The organism is Pseudomonas graminis, assembly GCF_004364335.1.
Taxonomy (GTDB): domain Bacteria; phylum Pseudomonadota; class Gammaproteobacteria; order Pseudomonadales; family Pseudomonadaceae; genus Aquipseudomonas; species Aquipseudomonas graminis_D.
Genome location: NZ_SOCR01000002.1, coordinates 334400 through 352754, shown reverse-complemented (window position 1 = coordinate 352754; position 18355 = coordinate 334400). Strand labels below are relative to the sequence as shown.

Sequence of the window (18355 nt, the reverse complement as noted above, 5' to 3'; positions counted from 1 at the left end):
TCTTGATCCAGATCAATACCGGGCCACTTCGGGCGAGCACACTGGCCGTCGGTTGATTTACCTCAGCCACCGCCAAACCCATCGCGATCATGGGAGGCTCATGAGGCTGCTCCATGACTGATCACTCGCGCCCGCTTTTGCTAGTACTGAACGCGGGTTCTTCAAGCATTAAGTTTTCCCTCTATGACGCCGCCGATAGCGGTGCGGGAAATTCGTGCCTGGGCCACGGCAGTCTTGAGGCACACGCGGACACCGAGCGGTTGATCTTCCGCGCTGCTGACGGCGCGCAGCAAAGCGCAGCGTGGCCACGCACCGAGGGAACAGCGGATACCGGCACCTTGCTGAACCTGATGGAGTGGATAGACCATCACGCCCAGGGACGGCTCTGCGCGGCGGCGCACCGGGTGGTCCACGGCGGCGATCGCACGCTGACGGGCGCCCGCGTGAATTCGACCCTGATGCGCGAGCTGCAGGCGCTTGTTCCCATGGCGCCCCTGCATCAGCCGCTGTGCCTGGCGCCGATCGACTATCTGGCTCGAGAGCACGGTGGCCTGGCGCAATTTGCCTGCTTCGACACCGCCTTTCACCACAGCCTCGATCCGCTGGAGATTTCCTTCGGATTGCCCAGAGCCATGACCGAACAGGGACTGCGCCGCTACGGATTTCATGGGCTGTCGTACGAATACATTGCCGGTGTCCTTCCGCAATACGACCCGCGTGCCGCGAACGGGCGCACGATAGTGGCGCACCTGGGCAATGGCGCCAGTCTGTGCGCGATGCATAACCGGGTCAGTCGGGCGACGACGATGGGCTTCAGCACCCTGGACGGTTTGTTGATGGGTACGCGTCCCGGTCGGCTGGACCCTGGCGTGTTGCTGTACCTGATGCGCGAGCGCGGCATGAGCGCCGAAGCCCTTGAAGACCTGCTGTATCACCGGTGCGGTTTATTGGGCGTTTCCGGCGGCATCGCCAGCGACATGCGCGAACTGGCTGACAGCACCGCGCCAGCGGCAGCACAAGCCATCGCGCTATTCGTGCGCAGCGTCGTGCGAGAGATTGGCGCCATGGCGGCGGTCCTGGGCGGGCTCGACGCATTGGTCTTCACCGGCGGCATCGGAGAAAACTCGGCGCCTGTTCGCAACGCGATTCTCGACGGCTGCGCATGGCTCGGCCTGCAGCACTCGTCCGCACCCGACACGTCACAAGGCACCTGCCTGTCGCTGCCCGGCAGCAAGGTTTCAGCATGGACCATCGCGACTGACGAAAACGCCGTCATCGCCCGCCACGCCCTCGCGCTGCTGCACGACAGCGCATGAATCGACCGGGGCGCATTCGTGCGCCGCACACCTTGCGTATCGCACCCCGTGGAGTCGCTATGTACAGCTTCAACCCGTCACTCTCCAGCGCTGATGAAACCCACGTCAGCCGCGCGTCCTGGATGGAGCCCGACACCTCGCCAGGCCCCTTGGGCCCCGAGTTGCTCTCGCGCTTGCACCACTACTGGAACGCCGCGAATTACCTGTGCGTCGGCCAGATCTATCTCAAGGCCAACCCACTGCTGCGTGAACCGCTGCTGGCCGAGCACATCAAGCCCAGGCTGCTGGGACACTGGGGGACCTCGGTGGGGCAAAACTTTATCTACGTGCACCTGAACCGGCTGATCAGCGAGCGTCGCACGGAGACACTGTTTATCTCCGGTCCCGGCCATGGCGGTCCGACCCTGAACGCCTGTGCCTGGCTCGAAGGCACTTACAGCGAAGTGCACCCCGACATCACCGCAGATGAAGCCGGCATGCTGCGTTTGTTTCGCAGTTTCTCCACACCCGGCGGCATTCCCAGCCACTGCGGCCCGCATACGCCCAACTCCCTCCACGAAGGTGGCGAACTGGGCTATTCGCTGATGCACGCCTTCGGCGCAGTGTTCGACAACCCCTCGCTGCTGGTGGCCTGTGTGATCGGCGACGGTGAAGCCGAAACCTGTCCCCTGGAAGGCAGCTGGAAAAGCGTGCACTTCCTCGATCCGCGACGGGACGGCGCGGTGCTGCCGATTCTCCATCTCAACGGGTACAAGATCTCCGGGCCGACGGTCGAAGCACGGCTCGCCGATGATGATCTGCTCGAACTCTATCGAGGCCGCGGTTACCAGCCGATCATCGTCGCCGGCGATGATCTGCCGGGCATGCACCAGCGCTTCGCCGCCGCACTCAACCGCTGTGACGACATCATCTGCGAGATCCAGGCCGCCGCCAGAGAGGGCGGCGGAGCCGTACGCGCGCGATGGCCGATGATTATTTTGCGCAGCCCCAAAGGCTGGACCGGCCCCAAGGTGGTCGACGGTCTGCCGGTCGAGGGCACGTTCCGCGCCCATCAGGTTCCCCTCGCCAACGTCACCGGCAACCCCGAGCACCTCCAGCAACTGGAAGACTGGATGCGCAGCTATGAACCCCAGACGCTGTTCGATGACCATGGGCGTCTGGCGACGGAACTGCAAGCGCTGACGCCTCCGCCTGCGCTGCGCATGGGCGCGACCCCCTACGTCAACGGCGGCCGTAGGCTGGTGGCGCTGGACCTGCCGAACTTTGCCGACTATGGCCTTGAGGTGCCCGGGCCGGGCCAGGTCATTGCAGAAGCGCCGCGCAAGCTGGGCGAGTACCTGCGCGACGTCATGCGCAACAACCCGCGCAACTTTCGCGTGTTCGGGCCCGACGAGACCAACTCCAACCGACTCAATGCCGTGTTTGACGCCAGCAACCGGACCGCCGCCGGGCCGTGTCTGGACATCGATGACCACCTCGCCGCCGACGGCCGTGTCATGGAAGTGCTGAGCGAGCACCTCTGTGAGGGCTGGCTCGAAGGGTACCTGCTCACCGGGCGCCACGGCATGTGGTCAACCTACGAAGCGTTCGCCCAGGTGGTCGATTCCATGGTCACGCAACACGCCAAGTGGCTGCAGCAAAGCCGTGAGCTCCCGTGGCGCCGGCCTCTGGCCTCGCTGAACATCCTGATCAGCAGTCACGCCTGGCGCAACGACCACAATGGCTTCAGCCATCAGTCCACCGGGTTTGTCGACAACGTGCTGCAGCGTCGTTCGGATGTGGTTCGCGTGTACTACCCGCCCGATTCCAACTGCCTGGTCAATGTCTTTGACCACTGCCTGCGCAGTCGCAACTACGTAAACGTCGTGACCTGTGGCAAGCAGCCGGAGTTTCAATGGCTGGACTTCGATGCGGCCCTTCGGCACTGCTCGCGGGGCGCATCGATCTGGTCGTTTGCCGGCAGCGATGATGACGACGCGCCGGACGTGGTCCTCGGCTGTGCCGGGGATGTGCCCACCACCGAAGCAGTGGCCGCCGCCTGGTTGCTGCAAAAGTACGTGCCCGGCATCCGGGTGAGGCTGGTGAACGTGGTTGATCTCGGCATTCTGAGTGCCCCCGAAGATCGGCCCCATGGCATGGATCACGTGTCGTTCGAAGCGCTGTTCACCCGCGACGCACCGGTGATGTTCGCCTTTCACGGCTCGACCTGGGTCATTCACTCGATGGTTCACGGGCGCGCCAACGAGGCACGTTTTCACGTGCGCGGCTTCAGCGACCGAGGCACCACCACCACGCCTTTTGACATGGTGGTGCTCAATCGCATGAGCCGTTATCACCTGGCGATCGACGCCTTGAGCCACCTTCCGCATTTGCGCGCTCACAGCCTGGACGCCGTGCACTTCTTCGAGAGCCAGTTGCGCAAACACCACACATGGATTCGTGAACACTTCGAGGACATGCCGGAAATTAGAAACTGGCGCTGGACAGCGGATTTCAGCGAGTCCGAAACGCCGCCGCCGTTGGCCAAAGGGCATGTCCGCGGGCAGACCTTCACGGACGCGTGATCAATCAACCTTTTAACTGCAACGGAAGGCCGCATACATGAACAGACTCAAAGTCGTCGCCAGCCCCGACGCCCGCCGTTGCTTCAACACGTCCCGCGAGGTGGTGGATTTCGGCGCGACCGACCTCACCGACATTGCCGCTGTGGTTCTCACCGCCCAGGATTGGCGTGAGGGACGGGTCGACGATGTCTGCCGGTCCGGCTTCGATATACCGGTGTTTTTTGCCGTGGACAAAGACGACGAGCTGACCCGCGAGGCTATTCTCGATGTGGAGAAGGTGCTCCTGCAGATCAGCGGCGTCTTTGACTTGGGGGCCGACAACGCCGAGTTCTACGGTCACAAACTGGAGCGAGCGGCCACGCAGTACGAGGAGGCCTTGTTGCCGCCGTTTTTCGGCGCGCTCAAACACTATGTCGAGCGGGGCAACTCGACCTTCGCCTGTCCCGGTCATCAGGGCGGGCAATTCTTTCGCAAACACCCGTCAGGCCGGCAGTTTTTCGATTTCTTCGGGGAGACGCTGTTTCGCGCGGATCGCTGCAACGCCGATATCGAGATGGGTGACCTGCTGATTCACGAGGGCGCGCCCCTGGAAGCACAGAAGCGCGCGGCAAAAGTCTACAACGCCGACAAGACCTACTTCGTCCTCAACGGCACCTCGACCTCCAACAAGGTAGTGACCCAGGCGTTGCTCACGCCCGGCGATGTGGTGCTGTTCGATCGCAACAATCACAAATCCATCCATCAGGGCGCGTTGTTTCAGGCCGGCGCGACGCCGCTGTACCTCGAAACGGCGCGCAACCCCTACGGCTTGATCGGCGGCATTGATTCGCACTGTTTTGAAGAGCGCTACTTGCGCGAGCAACTGAGCCTGGTTGCGCCGGCCAAGGCCGATCAGGCGAGGCCGTTCCGCCTGGCGATCATTCAGCTGGGCACCTACGACGGCACGGTGTGCAATGCGCGGCAGATCGTCGATCGCATTGGTCACTTGTGCGATTACATCCTGTTCGATTCGGCGTGGCTGGGGTACGAGCAATTCATCCCGATGATGAAAGACTGCTCGCCCTTGTTGCTGGAGCTGGGCCCCGACGATCCGGGAATCTTCGTCACGCAGTCCATCCACAAGCAGCAGGCCGGTTTTTCCCAGGCCTCGCAGATCCACAAGAAAGACCGCCACATCAAGGGGCAGGCGCGCTACTGCAACCACCTGCGCCTGAATAATTCGTTCATGGCCCAGGCCTCGACCAGCCCCTTCTATCCGCTGTTTGCCTGCCTGGATGTCAACGCGCGCATGCACAGCGGATGCAGCGGCCATCGGCTGTGGGACGAATGCGTGCGGGCCGGCATCGAGGCGCGCAAACTGATGATGGACAACTGCACGCTGATCAAACCTTTCGTGCCGCCGACCGTCGACGGTCGCTATTGGCAGGACTATCCCACCGATGAGATCGCCCGCGACCTTCGGTTCTTCCGTTTTCACCCGGACGAACGCTGGCACGCGTTCGAGGGTTACACGGAAAACCAGTACTTCATCGACCCCTGCAAACTGTTGTTCACCACCCCCGGGATTGATGCCATGAGCGGCCAATACACCGACTTCGGCATCCATGCCGGGGTGCTGGCGACGTTTCTGCGCCAGTTTGAGATCGTCCCTGAAAAGAACGACCTCAACACCATCCTGTTCCTGCTCACCCCAGCCGAGGGCAAGGCCAAGATGGAGCATCTGGTCGCGCAAATCGGTCGCTTTGAACGTTTCATCAAAGACGATGCGCCACTGGCCGACGTGCTGCCGGCCGTCTACAACGCCCATCAGGTGCGCTACCGCGACTACAGCATCCGCCAGCTGTGCCAGGAAATGCATTCCCTCTACGCCCGGCACGACGTGAAGCAGCTGCAGAAGGCCATGTTCCGCAAGGCGAGCATGCCCGTCGTGGCGATGGACCCCCGCGAAGCCAATCTGGAGTTCGTACGGGGCAAGGTCGAGCTGATTGCGCTGGAGGAGGCTCGCGGGCGTGTGGCAGCCGAAGGCGCGTTGCCGTATCCACCGGGGGTCTTGTGTGTGGTGCCCGGCGAAATCTGGGACGGCGCGGTGCTGGCGTATTTTCTCGCGTTGCAGGACGCGATCAACCAGTTCCCCGGGTTCAACCCGGAGCTTCAAGGTGTGTACCTGCGTACCGAAGACGACGGTCGTATCCGCGCTTATGGTCATGTGCTCCAGCAGTGAGCGCTGCGAGTCCCCGTCACCCGAACTTAACCTGTCCAACTAAAGGAAAACGCCATGAAAGGCAAAATGAAAGCGGCAGTGGTCGAAGCATTCGGCAGCCCGCTGGCGGTTCGCGAGTGGGACATTCCCACGCCCGGCCCCGGCCAGATACTCATCAAGACCGAAGCGTGCGGGGTCTGTCATACCGATTTGCACGCGGCGAGGGGAGACTGGCCGGTCAAGCCGACGCTGCCGTTTATTCCGGGCCATGAAGGCATTGGCATCGTCGTCGCATTGGGTGCCGGCGTGACCAGTGTGGTCGAGGGGGATCGGGTGGGCGTGCCGTGGCTGTTTTCAGCCTGCGGCCACTGCGAGTATTGCCTGAGCGCGTGGGAAACGGTGTGCGCCAGCGCCGAGTTCGGTGGTTACACCCGCAATGGCGGTTTCGCCGAATACATCCTCGCCGACCCGGAATACGTCGCGCACATTCCCGCCGGGCTTGCCCCCCATGAAGCGGCGCCGATCATCTGCGCCGGGGTGACCACCTATAAGGGCATCAAGGAGGCCGATGTCAGGCCGGGTCAGTGGATCGTGATTTGGGGAATTGGCGGGCTAGGGCACTTGGCGGTGCAGTACGCCAGGGCCATGGGCCTGCGCGTGTGTGCGGTGGATGTCGACAACGGCAAACTCGACCATGCCACCCGATTGGGCGCAGACGCAGTGGTGAACGCCCGCGAGGGTGATCCGGTGCAAGCGGTCAGGGACGTCACCGATGGCGGAGCGCATGGCGTACTGATCACCGCGCCTTCGCTGGCGGCGTTCAAGCAAGGCGTGGGCATGACTCGCAAGCGTGGGACGTGCGTGCTGGTCGGCTTGCCGCCGGGCGAGTTTCCCTTGTCGCTGTTCGAGGTGGTCGCCAATTGCATCACCGTGCGTGGCTCTTTCGTCGGAACCCGGCAAGACATGGCCGAAGCGTTGGCCTTCGCCGCCGAAGGCAAGGTGAAGGCCGACATCGAGTTGCGACCGTTGGCCGAGATCAATCAGGTATTCAGAGAGCTTGAAGAGGGCGAAGTGAAGTCGAGGATAGTCATCGACTTTCGCGGGTGATCGCCCCGGCCTCTTCCCGGCTAAAGCCGGTCCCACTATGCATCGCATGCACCCAGCGAGAACCGGTACGCATCGCGCCGCTTAGATCAATGACCCGAGCGAAACGGAATTGGCTGGCGGGGCGCTTCGGGTGTGGTGTGGGGCTGGCCGACCATTTCGTCGTAAACCACCGGGTGAACGATGAACAGCTTCACTTCCTGGAGGGACGACAGCCATTTGCGCGCTTCGTCGACCGAGGCCACGTGCAGGACTTTGCCGTCGGGGCTGCTGACGGCATTGGACTTGCCGTCCAGGAGCGCATGTATGGCGTACGAGCCACCTTCGATCGACACCAGATTGACCTCGGTGACTTCTCCGGCCTTGACGTGTTTGCTGAGCTTGTCCAGATCCATTACGGCACCTTAATTACGCACGCGGGCGTTGTCTGTTCCATGGATTGATGCGAACCGTCGACGCGGCTCGCCTGCATTGGAAGAGGATGGCGGTGCCAAGTTCAAGGCAAATCGGGGGAGGCGTATGAGGGGAGTGTTGGCGGTGGCTGGCAACAGGTTCACCGTTGCGAAAAATCGCCGTTGCCTGCCCTCGAAAAGGGGCAGGCAACGACGCGTCAATCAGCAGAGCTTGTCGATGACGCGCAGACCAGGCGCTTGCTGCACCGCACCCCATTCACTGCTCAGGGTTTCCAGCACCTGACCAAGGAACTGCTTGTCCGCTGCGGCCTTCTTGCCGACGTAGCCGTGACCCTTGCGGTACATCTTGAGGCGGGCACGCATGTGCGGGTGCTGGCTCTCGAATTGTTCTTCCTCGGTGCAGGCACCCAGGCCGTCCATGTGCACGTTGCCTTCCTCGCACACCCAGAGGATGTGGCTATCAAGGGAATCCTTGCGTGCGGCGAACAGTCGAGCCAATTGATCAATGGTAGGTTGGTTGTTCAGGTTCATGGTTGTTACCCCTTTTTGACCACTGGTTAATCTATCGAGTGAGTTCAAACGCAATGGCGAATCGTCCGTCGATTCGCAGTCCTTCCAGATGCTGACAAGCAGGGTCCGTCGGTACACAGAGCCGGTGCCGGGCCACATGTGTGTGGGCATTGAAGAGAGCAGAGGAGGAAGATCGGACCCGGAAGAGAAACGGCGGACGCCTTGAGGACACGGGCGACTGAGTGGTCGACCACAAGTGTCATGAGGACGTGTCGCCAGCGTTCGGCCTGGTGGGTCGATCTTGCAGGTTCCGCTTCATCAATCTGCCTTGTGGGCAGCACACATCCAGAGGTTGTTCGACGGCTGTGTCGAACGGGCCCGGAATACTTTTGCCAGCTCTCCCGATCGGGGAGACGCCTGCACTATGCAGTCGGCAACAGGCCTCGTCAACGGTTTTGTAGTGATTATTTTCGAGCACTACATAATTTGTAGTTTTAGAACATGCAGGTCGATTCGTGACTACAAAGTCAATGAATCCGGGGTGGGCAGCGCAGGTGTCCGGCGGGGGGGCATGAAAGGGTGTTGCCAAAACGACGCTTGCCCGCGACCGGATCAGTCAGCCATTACCTCTGGCTGACTGACCCCATCGCGGGCAAGCGGGTGTCACTTAGACTTCAGGCGGGAGGACTTACGCCTGTGGAGCCTTTTGCAGTTCAAACAGCAACAGCGAACGCGGCGTGACCGTGTACTCGCTGCCGAACTCGAACTGATCCGTGCCATCGATCTCCGGCTGATTAGTGTCAATCAGGCTGGTCCAGTTGAGGCCTTCCGGTACCTCCGGCAGGGTGAAGTTGACGCCGTCGTGGTGAGAGTTGACCAGCAGCAGCAGCGTGGCTTCAGAGCCGCGACGACGAATGCCGGTTTCCTGCGCGCGGCCATCCATCAGCATGCCCAGGCAGCGACCGTTCGGGTCTTCCCATTGCTCGATGCTCATCTCTTCGCCGCTTGGCGACAGCCAGGTGACGTCCTTGACGCCCAGCGACTCGTTGTAATCGCCTACCAGGAAGCGGCTACGACGCAGGATCGGGTAGGACTGACGCAGCTTGATCAGACGCTTGACGAACGCCAGCAAGGCCTTGCCGTCTTCGTCCAGATCCCAGTTGACCCAGCCGATCTCGCTGTCCTGGCAGTAGGCGTTGTTGTTGCCGTGCTGGGTACGGGCGAACTCGTCACCGGCGACCACCATCGGCGTGCCCTGAGCCAGCAGCAGCGTCGAGAAGAAGTTGCGCATCTGACGCAGACGCAGCGCGTTGATTTCCGGATCGTCGGTCGGACCTTCGACGCCACAGTTCCACGAACGGTTGTCGTTGCTGCCGTCCTGGTTGTTCTCGTCGTTGTCTTCGTTGTGCTTGTCGTTGTACGACACCAGGTCGTGCAGCGTGAAGCCGTCGTGGGCGGTGATGAAGTTAACCGACGCGTACGGCCGGCGGCCGCGCTGGTTGAACAGGTTGCCCGACGCGGTCATGCGATTGGCGAAGTCTGCCAACTGGCCTTCGTCGCCTTTCCAGAATGCGCGAATGTTGTCGCGGAACTTGTCGTTCCACTCCGCCCAGCCCGGCGCGAAGTTGCCGACCTGGTAACCGCCTGGACCGCAGTCCCACGGCTCGGCGATCAGTTTCACCGAACGCAGCACTGGATCCTGGCGGCAGGCCACGAGGAAGCTGTGGCGTTCGCTGAAACCATCGTGGTAACGGCCGAGGATGGTGGCCAGGTCGAAGCGGAAACCGTCGACGTGCATTTCGGTCGCCCAGTAACGCAGCGAGTCAGTGACCATCTGCAGGACGCACGGGTGGCTCAGGTCGAGGGTGTTGCCGGTACCGGAATCGTTGATGTAGAAGCGCTTGTCATCCGGCATCAGGCGGTAGTAGGAGGCGTTGTCGATACCGCGCATCGACAGGGTCGGGCCGCGCTCGTTGCCTTCGGCGGTGTGGTTGTAGACCACGTCCAGGATGACTTCCAGGTTGGCATGGTGCATGTGCGCAACCATTTCCTTGAACTCGGAAATCTTGCCGTGGGCCAGGTAGCGTGGATCCGGGGCAAAGAACGCCAGGGTGTTGTAACCCCAGTAGTTGGTCATGCCCTTTTCCAGCAAATGCTGGTCGTTGACGAAGGCGTGGATCGGCAGCAATTCGATCGAGGTCACGCCCAGACCTTTGATGTGCTTGATCACGTCATCGACCATCAGGCCGGCGAACGTGCCTTTGACTTCATCGGGCACGGACGGGTGACGCATGGTGAACCCGCGGGTGTGGGTCTCGTAGAAAATCGTCTTGTCCCACGGCACGTCCACACGCTGCTCACGGCCCCAGGTGTAGGCAGGGTCAATGACCTTGCACTTGGGCACGAACGGGGCGCTGTCGCGCTCGTCGAAGCTGAGATCGTCGTCCGGGTGACCGATGGTGTAACCGAACAGGGCTTCGGACCACTTCAGCTCGCCGACCAGTTGCTTGGCGTACGGGTCGATCAGCAGTTTGTTGTGGTTGAAACGGTGGCCGTTTTTCGGATCGTACGGACCGTAGACGCGGTAGCCATAGACCTGACCCGGGTGGGCATCCGGCAGGTAGCCGTGATAGATCTCGTCGGTGTATTCCGGGAGCTCGATACGCTCAAGCTCCACTTCGCCGGCGGCGTCGAACAGGCACAGTTCAACCTTGGTGGCGTTGGCGGAAAAGATGGCGAAGTTGACGCCGAGGCCGTCCCAGCTGGCGCCGAGCGGGAAGGGCAGGCCTTCACGGATGCGCGAGGCGGTGACTTCGGGGCTGCCAGCGTTGCCGGATTCATTCTGTGTAGCGGCTTTCTTATCTTGCGTGCTCATGTGTATTCCTGACGTGCGAATGAGTTCCTGAAGGCGAACAAAGCCGTGGCCTCAGTGCGGGACTGCGCCATCGATGCAACAGGGTGGGTGCAACAGGGTGGTGCGACTGATCCAAAACTACCGCAGGGAAACGACCGTTTTGCGACGATCCCTGCGGCAGGGTTACTGGCTTTGCGACGATGACGCGTTACGCCTTGGGATCAGGGCGCAGGTGGCTTCGCTGCAGCGGGCTTCTTCGCAGAAGACTTGGCGGCGGGCTTGACCGGTTTGGCGGAAGCGTCAGCACTGCTCGCCGAAGCCTTAGGCTTGGCAGCAGGCTTGGCCGATGCTTTGGCCGCTGGTTTTGCGGCAGGCTTGGCGTCTGCTTTGGCTTCTGGCTTGGCATCGGCAGTACCCGCGGGTTTGTCCGCAGGCTTGGCCGCAGATTTCGCAGCAGGTTTTGCAGCAGCCTTAGGGGCAGGTTTGGCGGCGGCAGCCTTGGGCTCCGCTTTGCCGTCAAGCTTGGACTTCGCCGTCTTCGCAGCAGCCGGTTTTTTAGGCGACTTCGCCTCGGCGGCGGCCAGCTTGCTAGCCATTTCCCAGTGGCGGGCGTCTTGCCCATGTGGCTTGCCTTCCGTTTCCCAGATCTGGTGGGCAAGCTCGCTGATTCTTTTATCGTCGGCACTCATCTCGACACTCCCGGTATCACAAGGTTTGTATAAGCAGGTTTACAGAAATTTCCTTGAGCGCTGCGCTGAGCAACATTTCCTTGCTGGATGTGACTGTAGCCTGTGAAAAAAGTCCCTTCCAATTTGGATGTGAATCAGCGAACGGCAGGTTGATTCGTGTATCGCCCCAATTTTCTGCACTGATGAATGGAGTTTGCGCAGTGCCCAATAGTTCAGCCGGCAAGCGCGGAACCACAACAATAGCCCGCATCTCCTTCGTTACCCGGGCAAAAGCGAGGACGTGATCGGCGTGTTCCCCAAGCACTTCCAGCGGTTGATATTCGCCTTCACTGAACAGAGCGGGGTACTCGTTGCGCAGGTAAAGCACCTGGGCAATCAACGCCTGCTTGATCCGGCCGTCGTGCCAGTGGTTCAACAGCTCGGTGACCGGCGCGGACGCCTGCAACGCACGTTCGCGAGCGGGGTAGTCCACCGGACGACGGTTGTCCGGATCCACCAGGCTGAAGTCCCAGAACTCGGTGCCCTGATACAGATCAGGCACACCGGGCGCCGTCATGCGCAGCAAAGTTTGCGCCAGACTGTTGAGCGCGCCGGCCGTGGCGATGCGATTGGCCGTGGCACCGATGGATTGGCGCAGTGCCAGGCCGTCAGTGTTGAGCAGCACGTGCTCCAGAAACTCGCGGCAAGCGGTCTCGTAGGCTTCGTTGGGCGCGCTCCAGCTGCTGTGCAGTTTGGCTTCACGCAGGGCCTTTTCCTGCCACTGAGTCAGACGCTTTGCATAGGCTTCGAAGGCGGGTTCGCCTTCGAGATCCAGCGGCCAGCTGCCGATGATCGCTTGATACAGCATCAGCTCGTCACCCGGGCTGATGGAGGTTTCACCCGCCTTGAGCGGCGCCGACAGCTGCTGCCAGCGCTCGACCTGCTCGGCGTACCAGGGCGCCAGTTCGCTGAGCACGGCCAGACGGGTGCGAGTGTCTTCGCCGCGCTTGTGGTCGTGGGTGGCGGTGGTCAGCAGGTTGTTGGGGAAGGTCTTGTGACGATCGATGCACACCTGATGGAATGCCTCCGCCGGCGCACTGAAATGTTGCGGGTGGAAGCCCACATCGTTGCGCGACAGCAGCACGGCGGAGCGATAAAACGAGGTGTCTTCCACAGACTTGGCCGCCACGGGCGAGGTCAGTTGCTGAAAACGGTTGCCAGCCTTGCGGCGCATTTCACGCAACGGGCCCGTCGGGTAGTCGCGCAGCTTCTCGCCGCCCAGCCAGAGTTTGAGCGAATCCAGCACCGGCCAGTCGCCTTCGCCGAGCATTTCCCGCGCACCGTCCATGGCCTGCTGGAAGAAGCGCTCGTCTTCGGCTGAACGGCCGCAGGCGGTGAGGTAGGTGCGGTAGACCGGGAAGTTGCTGACCAGCGCCAGCAGCGCGCGGCGGATGGCGCCAAGGGTCATGTCGCGGGTCATCACGTCACTGCGCGAGACCTGCAGCAGTGCCTGGGCCAGGTTCTCGAAATCACCCGCCAGCGTGCCGTGAAGGACCAGATCGCGCGCTTCGAGCACTTCCTTGTTGAAGTCCGCCGTGCGTCCGCTGATGCGGCTCCACAGCTCGCCGAGCACCGCTTCGCCTTTCGGATCGTGCTGCAGCAGCGACACCTGGTTCATGAATTCATAACCGGTGGTGCCGTCGACATTCCAGTCAGTGCGCAGTTGCTCGTCAGAGCCGAGGATCTTCTCGACGAAGATCGGCAGACGCGCAAGCTCGGTGCCCGCCGGACGCAGCTTCATCAGGCTGTCGACGCGACGGCGCAACTTGCGGCAATAACCGCGCGGGTCGGCCAGCCCATCGATGTGGTCGATGCGCAGACCGTCCACAAGGCCTTCAGCGATGAGTTCGAAAATCTTCCCGTGGGTGGCCTCGAACACCTGCGAGCGCTCGACCTTGAGGCCGCCCAGCTCGTTGATGTCGAAGAAGCGCCGCCAGTTGATGTCGTCGCCTGCTGTGCGCCAGCTGGCCAGACGATAGTCCTGCAGCTCAAGCAAGCGATGCAGACGGTCGAAGCCTTCCGGTTTGCTGGAATCGAACTGCGCCAGACCGTCTTCGATGGCCTTGATGAGCTCCGGCTTGGCCTTGACCAGCTCCGCCAGCTCGGCTTTGGCCTGACGCGCACGCTCATAGGCCTGAGGAAAGTCGTCGAGATGGGCGAAACGCTGGGTTACGTCGTCCAGTTCCGGACGCTTCGCAGCGCTCAGCAGCGGTGCGTAAGTGGCCGGGTTGATCGGGAAGTGGTGCTGGTAGTGCTCGGCGTGGAAGCTGCCGTGTTCGGCATCGAAGCGCAGGGGCACTTCGCCGTTCTGCAACACGGTGCCGTAGTCGGTGCTCAGGAACGGCAACAGCAGTTGGCCTTTGAGCAGCGGGTCCGGGGAATTCCACTGGATGTCGAAGAACTTCGCGTACGGGCTGCGCTGGCCCCACTCGAGCAGATCCAGCCACCAGGGATTGTCATTACCACCGACCGCCATGTGGTTGGAGACGATGTCGAGAATCAGGCCCATGCCGTTCTCGCGCAGCGCCGCGACCAGACGCAGCAGCGCCGGCTCACCGCCCAGTTCGGGGTTGATCACCCGTGGGTCGACCACGTCATAGCCGTGCATGGAACCGGCGCGGGCTTTGAGCAGCGGCGAGGCATAAATGTGGCTGATGCCAAGGCTGGCAAAGTAGGGCACCAGCCTGGTGGCGTCGTCGAGGGTGAAGTCTTTGTGGAACTGCAATCGCTGGGTGGCGCGCAGGGATTTAAGAGGGGTACTCATTTGTGATCACGCTCCGCGGCTTGTTTGCGTGCCGCATCCAGAATTTCAAGGCGTCGCGCTGCATTGGCGTTGTCCAGCAGTGAACCGCTGTCGCCTTTGAGCCGACGTCGCCAATTGGGATGACTGTCGATGGTGCCGGGGAAGTTCGCCTGCTCTTCGATGCCGAGGGCGTCCTCGATCGGGAGCAGCACCAGCGGCGCCGGGGTGTGGCCAAGATAGGCGATGCTGTAGTCGATGATGTCGCTGGCACTGATGGTGTCACCGCTGCCCGGCAGCGTGTAATTCTGCTTCAGGGCTTTGATCAGACCTTTGCGTTCGCGCTCACGGCCGTCACGCATCTTCTGCTCGGCCTCATCATCGAGGAGCCCCAGGGTCTTGTTCCACTGGATATCCAGCTCGCTCAGCCAGCCGGTGAGGGTGGGCAGATCGTGGGTGCTGGTGGTGGCCAGTGCATCTTTGGACCACTTCATGATCGGCTTGAACGTTGCGTCGTCCTGTTCGAACAACAGCACGCGCATCCCGAGGATTTCGCGCTCGGACAGTTTTTCGTGGAGGCCTTCGGGCACGGTGCCGAGGTCTTCGCCCAGAACGATCGCTTCGTGACGCCAGGATTCCAGGCTCAACAGACGCAGCATGTCGTCCAGCGGGTAATTCAGGTAAGCGCCTTCGCTTGGCGGTGATCCCATCGGGATCACCCACAGCCGCTGCAGGCCCATGACGTGGTCGATGCGCAGGCCACCGGCGTTGGCGAAGTTGGCCCGGAGCATCTCGATGAACGCCTGAAAGCCGTTGCGCTTGAGGCCCGTAGGCGAAAACGCCGAGATCCCCCAGCTCTGGCCCGAGCGGTTGAGGATGTCCGGCGGTGCGCCGACGGTCAGTGCGGACAGCAACTCGTCCTGACGGCTCCAGGCCTGACTGCCGGCACCGTCCGCACCCACCGCCAAGTCGCCGATCAGGCCGACGCTCATGCCGCTCGAACGTGCTGCGGTCTGGGCGCGCTCAAGGCCGCGGGCAATCAGCCACTGGGCGAAGGCGTGAAAGCCGATCTCTTGCTCATGCTTTGCGGCAAAGGCGTCGAGGGCAGGGTCTTGGGGGTTCTTGTACTGTTCCGGCCATTCATGCCAGTTGCCACCCATGCCCAGTTCATCGCCGGCGTCACGCAAGGCTTCGAAGCGGCAGTGGTTTTCCAGCGCTTCGCCGCCCGCGCGACGGAAGCTCTTGAAGTCTTCATGGAAGGGGTGATCGCTGCCAGTGAAGCCTGCATACAGCTCGCGCAGCAGTGTCCACTTTGCTTTGGCAGCGGCGGGCCAGTCGATGAGCTCCAGCGCTTCCAGACGTTTGAACTCGTCCGCCAGTCCGGCTTTTTCGATGGCCAGCTCAACGGCACGGTCACCCAGAATGGTGCCCGGCGCTGCATACAGTGCGTTGAGGAACAGACGGCTGGACGGGGAGTAGGGGCTGTAGCGCTCGCTGTCGTTGGAAAACATCGCGTGAACCGGGCTGATTGCCACGGCCGAAGCGCCACGGGTGCCTGCGGCGCGTACGAAAGCTTCCAGCCCCTGGGTGTCGCCGATACCGCCATCGCCGTCGCGACGCAGGTAGTACAGCTGAGTGGTCAGGCCCCAGTCGCGGGCGATCGCCTTTTTGCTGGCCATGGTCAGGCTGTAGCAGGTCTTCGGCGCAACGGCGATGGTCAACTGCTGGCCGTTCACTTCCAACTGGTGATAACCCACCGTGGCCAGTCCGGGCAGCGCAGCCTTGTCGGTCAGGCTGGCTTCCAGCAGCGAGCCGTCTTCCAGGGTCAACTTGAACACGGTGGCCGGCGCGAACCACGCCGACAGATCCAGATCCTTGCCATGGTCGACGGTCATCAGCGGCGGCGGGGTGGCTGGCTGGCTTTCTGCTTTCAGACGTTTGAGACTGGCTTCGACGTCTTCGTCCGTCTCGGCCGGGTAACCCAGGCCGCCGAGGACCTTGCGCAGGACCTCGGGGCTTACGTGTTGCGGTTTGGCGTTGGCGTCCTTCCAGTCAACCGACAGGCCCGCCTGGGCTGCCAGTGTTTCCAGTTGCTCATTGCTCATCCTGTTCCTCCACAACATCACTCGATTTCAGGCTGACAATGGCCGTGTATGGATTGAGGGTGGCGGATGGGGAAAGTTCTGTGGACTTGGTGTGGGACTGATGAAGGACTCTGTAGGCCGCGTAATCATCGGTGTCGACCGCCTCGGTGCCGAGGTTCAGGTCGATGCGCAGCTCGCTGCCGTCGCCCAGTTTCCAGCGTGCGCTCACGGCTTTGTCGCCCAGCTCTTTCACGCCAAGGGCGGTCGCGCCTGGCAGGCGAGGGAAGAGCTCGGTGCGACGGATTTCCAGCAGCGCCTTGTACAGCGCCAGCCAGTTGCGATGGTCCTGACCCTTGTCGGTTTCCAGCAGCAACGCATCGAACGCCGGGCGCGAGGCCTCGAAGGTTTTCAGCGCGTTAGGGTCGGGAATCTGCTCGCGCTTGGCCGGATCCTTGAACGCAGCGAAATCCTTGAACTCGCCGCGACGGCCTTCACGCACGGCGTCTGCCAGCTCGTCATGGAAGTCAGTGAAGAACAGGAAGGGTTCGCTCGCGCCCCATTCATCGCCCATGAACATCAGCGGAATCATCGGTGACAGCAGCAGCAGCGCGGTTGCTGCCTGCAGCGCTTGCGGTGGGCTCAGCTGGACGAGGCGCTCGCCGAAGGCACGGTTGCCGATCTGGTCGTGGTTCTGCAGAAACAGCACGAAGGAGCTCGGTGGCAGGTGGCCGCTCGGTTCGCCCCGGGCGTGACCATGGCGGGTGGATTCGCCTTGATAGACGAAGCCCTCACCCAGCAGACGTGCCAGCTTTTGCGTGGGCTTTTCGGCGAAGTCAGTGTAGTACGCGTCGGTCTCGCCGGTCAGCAGCACGTGCAGCGTGTTGTGGCCGTCATCGTTCCACTGGGCGTCGTAGCCCTGATCCATGCGCCCGGCTTCGTTGAATTCGTTTTCCAGGGTCAGCCAGACGTGACGCTCGGCCGGAATGGTACCGCGTACGTGCCTGGCCAGGTCCTGCAGGAAGGTCGGGTCTTCGATGGCGTGTACCGCGTCGAAACGCAGGCCGTCGAACCGATAGTCCTGCAGCCACATCATGGTGTTGTGGATGAAGAAGTCGTGGACTTCACGGCGGCGAAAATCGATGGCGTCGCCCCACGGGGTCTTCTTGTCGCTGCGGAAGAAATGACTGGCGTACGCGCCGAGGTAGTTGCCATCCGGACCGAAGTGGTTGTAAACCACGTCGAGAATGACCGCCAGACCCAGACCGTGGGCGGTGTCGATCAGGTGCTTGAGCTGGTCGGGCGTGCCGTAGGACGACTGCGCGGCATAGGGCAGTACACCGTCATAGCCCCAGTTGCGATCCCCCGGAAATTGCGCGATGGGCATCAACTCGATGGCAGTGATGCCGGTGTCGACGAGGTGCTGGAGACGTTTTTCGACGCCCTCGTAGCCACCCAGTGCACCGACATGCAGCTCGTAAATGACCGCCTCATGCCAGGGGCGACCTTGCCACTCGGTGTTCTGCCACTGGTAGGCGGCTTGGTCGACAACGATGCTGTAGCCGTGCACGTCGCCATCCTGAGCCCGAGAAGCGGGGTCAGGAACGGTGAGGTGGTTGTCTGCATCGAGGGCGACGTTGTAGCGATAGCGCGTGCCAGCACCACACTCGGTCTCGAGCACGAACCAGCCGTCCTGCTGTGGCTGAAGGGCCTGGGCAGGCCCGCTTTCGAATTCGACGCTGACGCTTTGGGCGTCCGGTGCCCAGAGGGCAAACCGGGTGTGTTGTGGATCGAGCATGACGGCGCCGTGGCGCCAGTTTTGATCCGTGCGCGAAGGCATCCGTA

11 protein-coding genes are annotated in these 18355 nt (G+C 62.1%); 4 read left to right on the top strand and 7 right to left on the bottom strand.

All coding sequences use genetic code 11. The annotated features are described in order from the left end of the window. The first annotated feature begins 113 nt into the window (after positions 1-113). Genes EC919_RS04025 through adhP form a run of 4 tightly spaced genes read left to right on the top strand, consistent with a single transcriptional unit; the run spans position 114 to position 7187 of the window. A complete protein-coding gene (locus EC919_RS04025; protein WP_133771441.1) occupies positions 114-1316 on the top strand; it encodes an acetate/propionate family kinase in 1203 nt (400 codons plus the stop codon). 59 nt (positions 1317-1375) lie between these two features. Beyond that, the gene (locus EC919_RS04020; RefSeq protein WP_133771439.1) at positions 1376-3880 is read left to right on the top strand and encodes a phosphoketolase family protein; all 2505 of its coding nucleotides are present in this window, start codon (positions 1376-1378) and stop codon (positions 3878-3880) included. Between the two features lie 37 nt (positions 3881-3917). Continuing rightward, complete coding sequence (locus EC919_RS04015; RefSeq protein ID WP_133771437.1) at positions 3918-6101, top strand: ornithine decarboxylase; 2184 nt, start codon at positions 3918-3920, stop codon at positions 6099-6101. Positions 6102-6155: 54 nt separating this feature from the next. Continuing rightward, positions 6156-7187, top strand: a complete 1032-nt coding sequence (adhP, locus tag EC919_RS04010; RefSeq protein WP_133771435.1) for an alcohol dehydrogenase AdhP — start codon at positions 6156-6158, stop codon at positions 7185-7187. Positions 7188-7273: 86 nt separating this feature from the next. On the opposite strand, the gene EC919_RS04005 is transcribed toward adhP, so the two are convergent. The 7 genes from EC919_RS04005 to treZ all read right to left on the bottom strand — a co-directional run bounded on the left by EC919_RS04005 (position 7274) and on the right by treZ (position 18350). Continuing rightward, on the bottom strand, positions 7274-7579 hold the full coding sequence (locus tag EC919_RS04005) for a DUF6482 family protein (protein ID WP_133771433.1): 306 nt from the start codon (positions 7577-7579) through the stop codon (positions 7274-7276). Between the two features lie 219 nt (positions 7580-7798). Continuing rightward, a complete protein-coding gene (locus EC919_RS04000) occupies positions 7799-8128 on the bottom strand; it encodes a hypothetical protein (RefSeq protein ID WP_074885710.1) in 330 nt (109 codons plus the stop codon). Between the two features lie 667 nt (positions 8129-8795). Next, positions 8796-10982: a glycogen debranching protein GlgX gene (glgX, locus tag EC919_RS03995; RefSeq protein WP_133771430.1), complete on the bottom strand. Its 2187-nt coding sequence runs from the start codon at positions 10980-10982 to the stop codon at positions 8796-8798. A 200-nt stretch (positions 10983-11182) separates the two neighbouring features. Further along, entirely contained in the window at positions 11183-11650 is a 468-nt protein-coding gene (locus EC919_RS03990) for a DUF2934 domain-containing protein (protein ID WP_133771428.1), read from the bottom strand. A 16-nt stretch (positions 11651-11666) separates the two neighbouring features. After that, positions 11667-14453: a malto-oligosyltrehalose synthase gene (locus tag EC919_RS03985; RefSeq protein ID WP_133771426.1), complete on the bottom strand. Its 2787-nt coding sequence runs from the start codon at positions 14451-14453 to the stop codon at positions 11667-11669. Then, entirely contained in the window at positions 14450-16534 is a 2085-nt protein-coding gene (gene malQ, locus EC919_RS03980) for a 4-alpha-glucanotransferase (RefSeq protein WP_133771424.1), read from the bottom strand. The genes EC919_RS03985 and malQ overlap by 4 nt, the downstream gene beginning before the upstream one ends. Beyond that, complete coding sequence (treZ, locus tag EC919_RS03975; protein ID WP_133771422.1) at positions 16524-18350, bottom strand: malto-oligosyltrehalose trehalohydrolase; 1827 nt, start codon at positions 18348-18350, stop codon at positions 16524-16526. Before treZ ends, malQ begins: the two co-directional genes overlap by 11 nt. Positions 18351-18355: the final 5 nt, after the last annotated feature.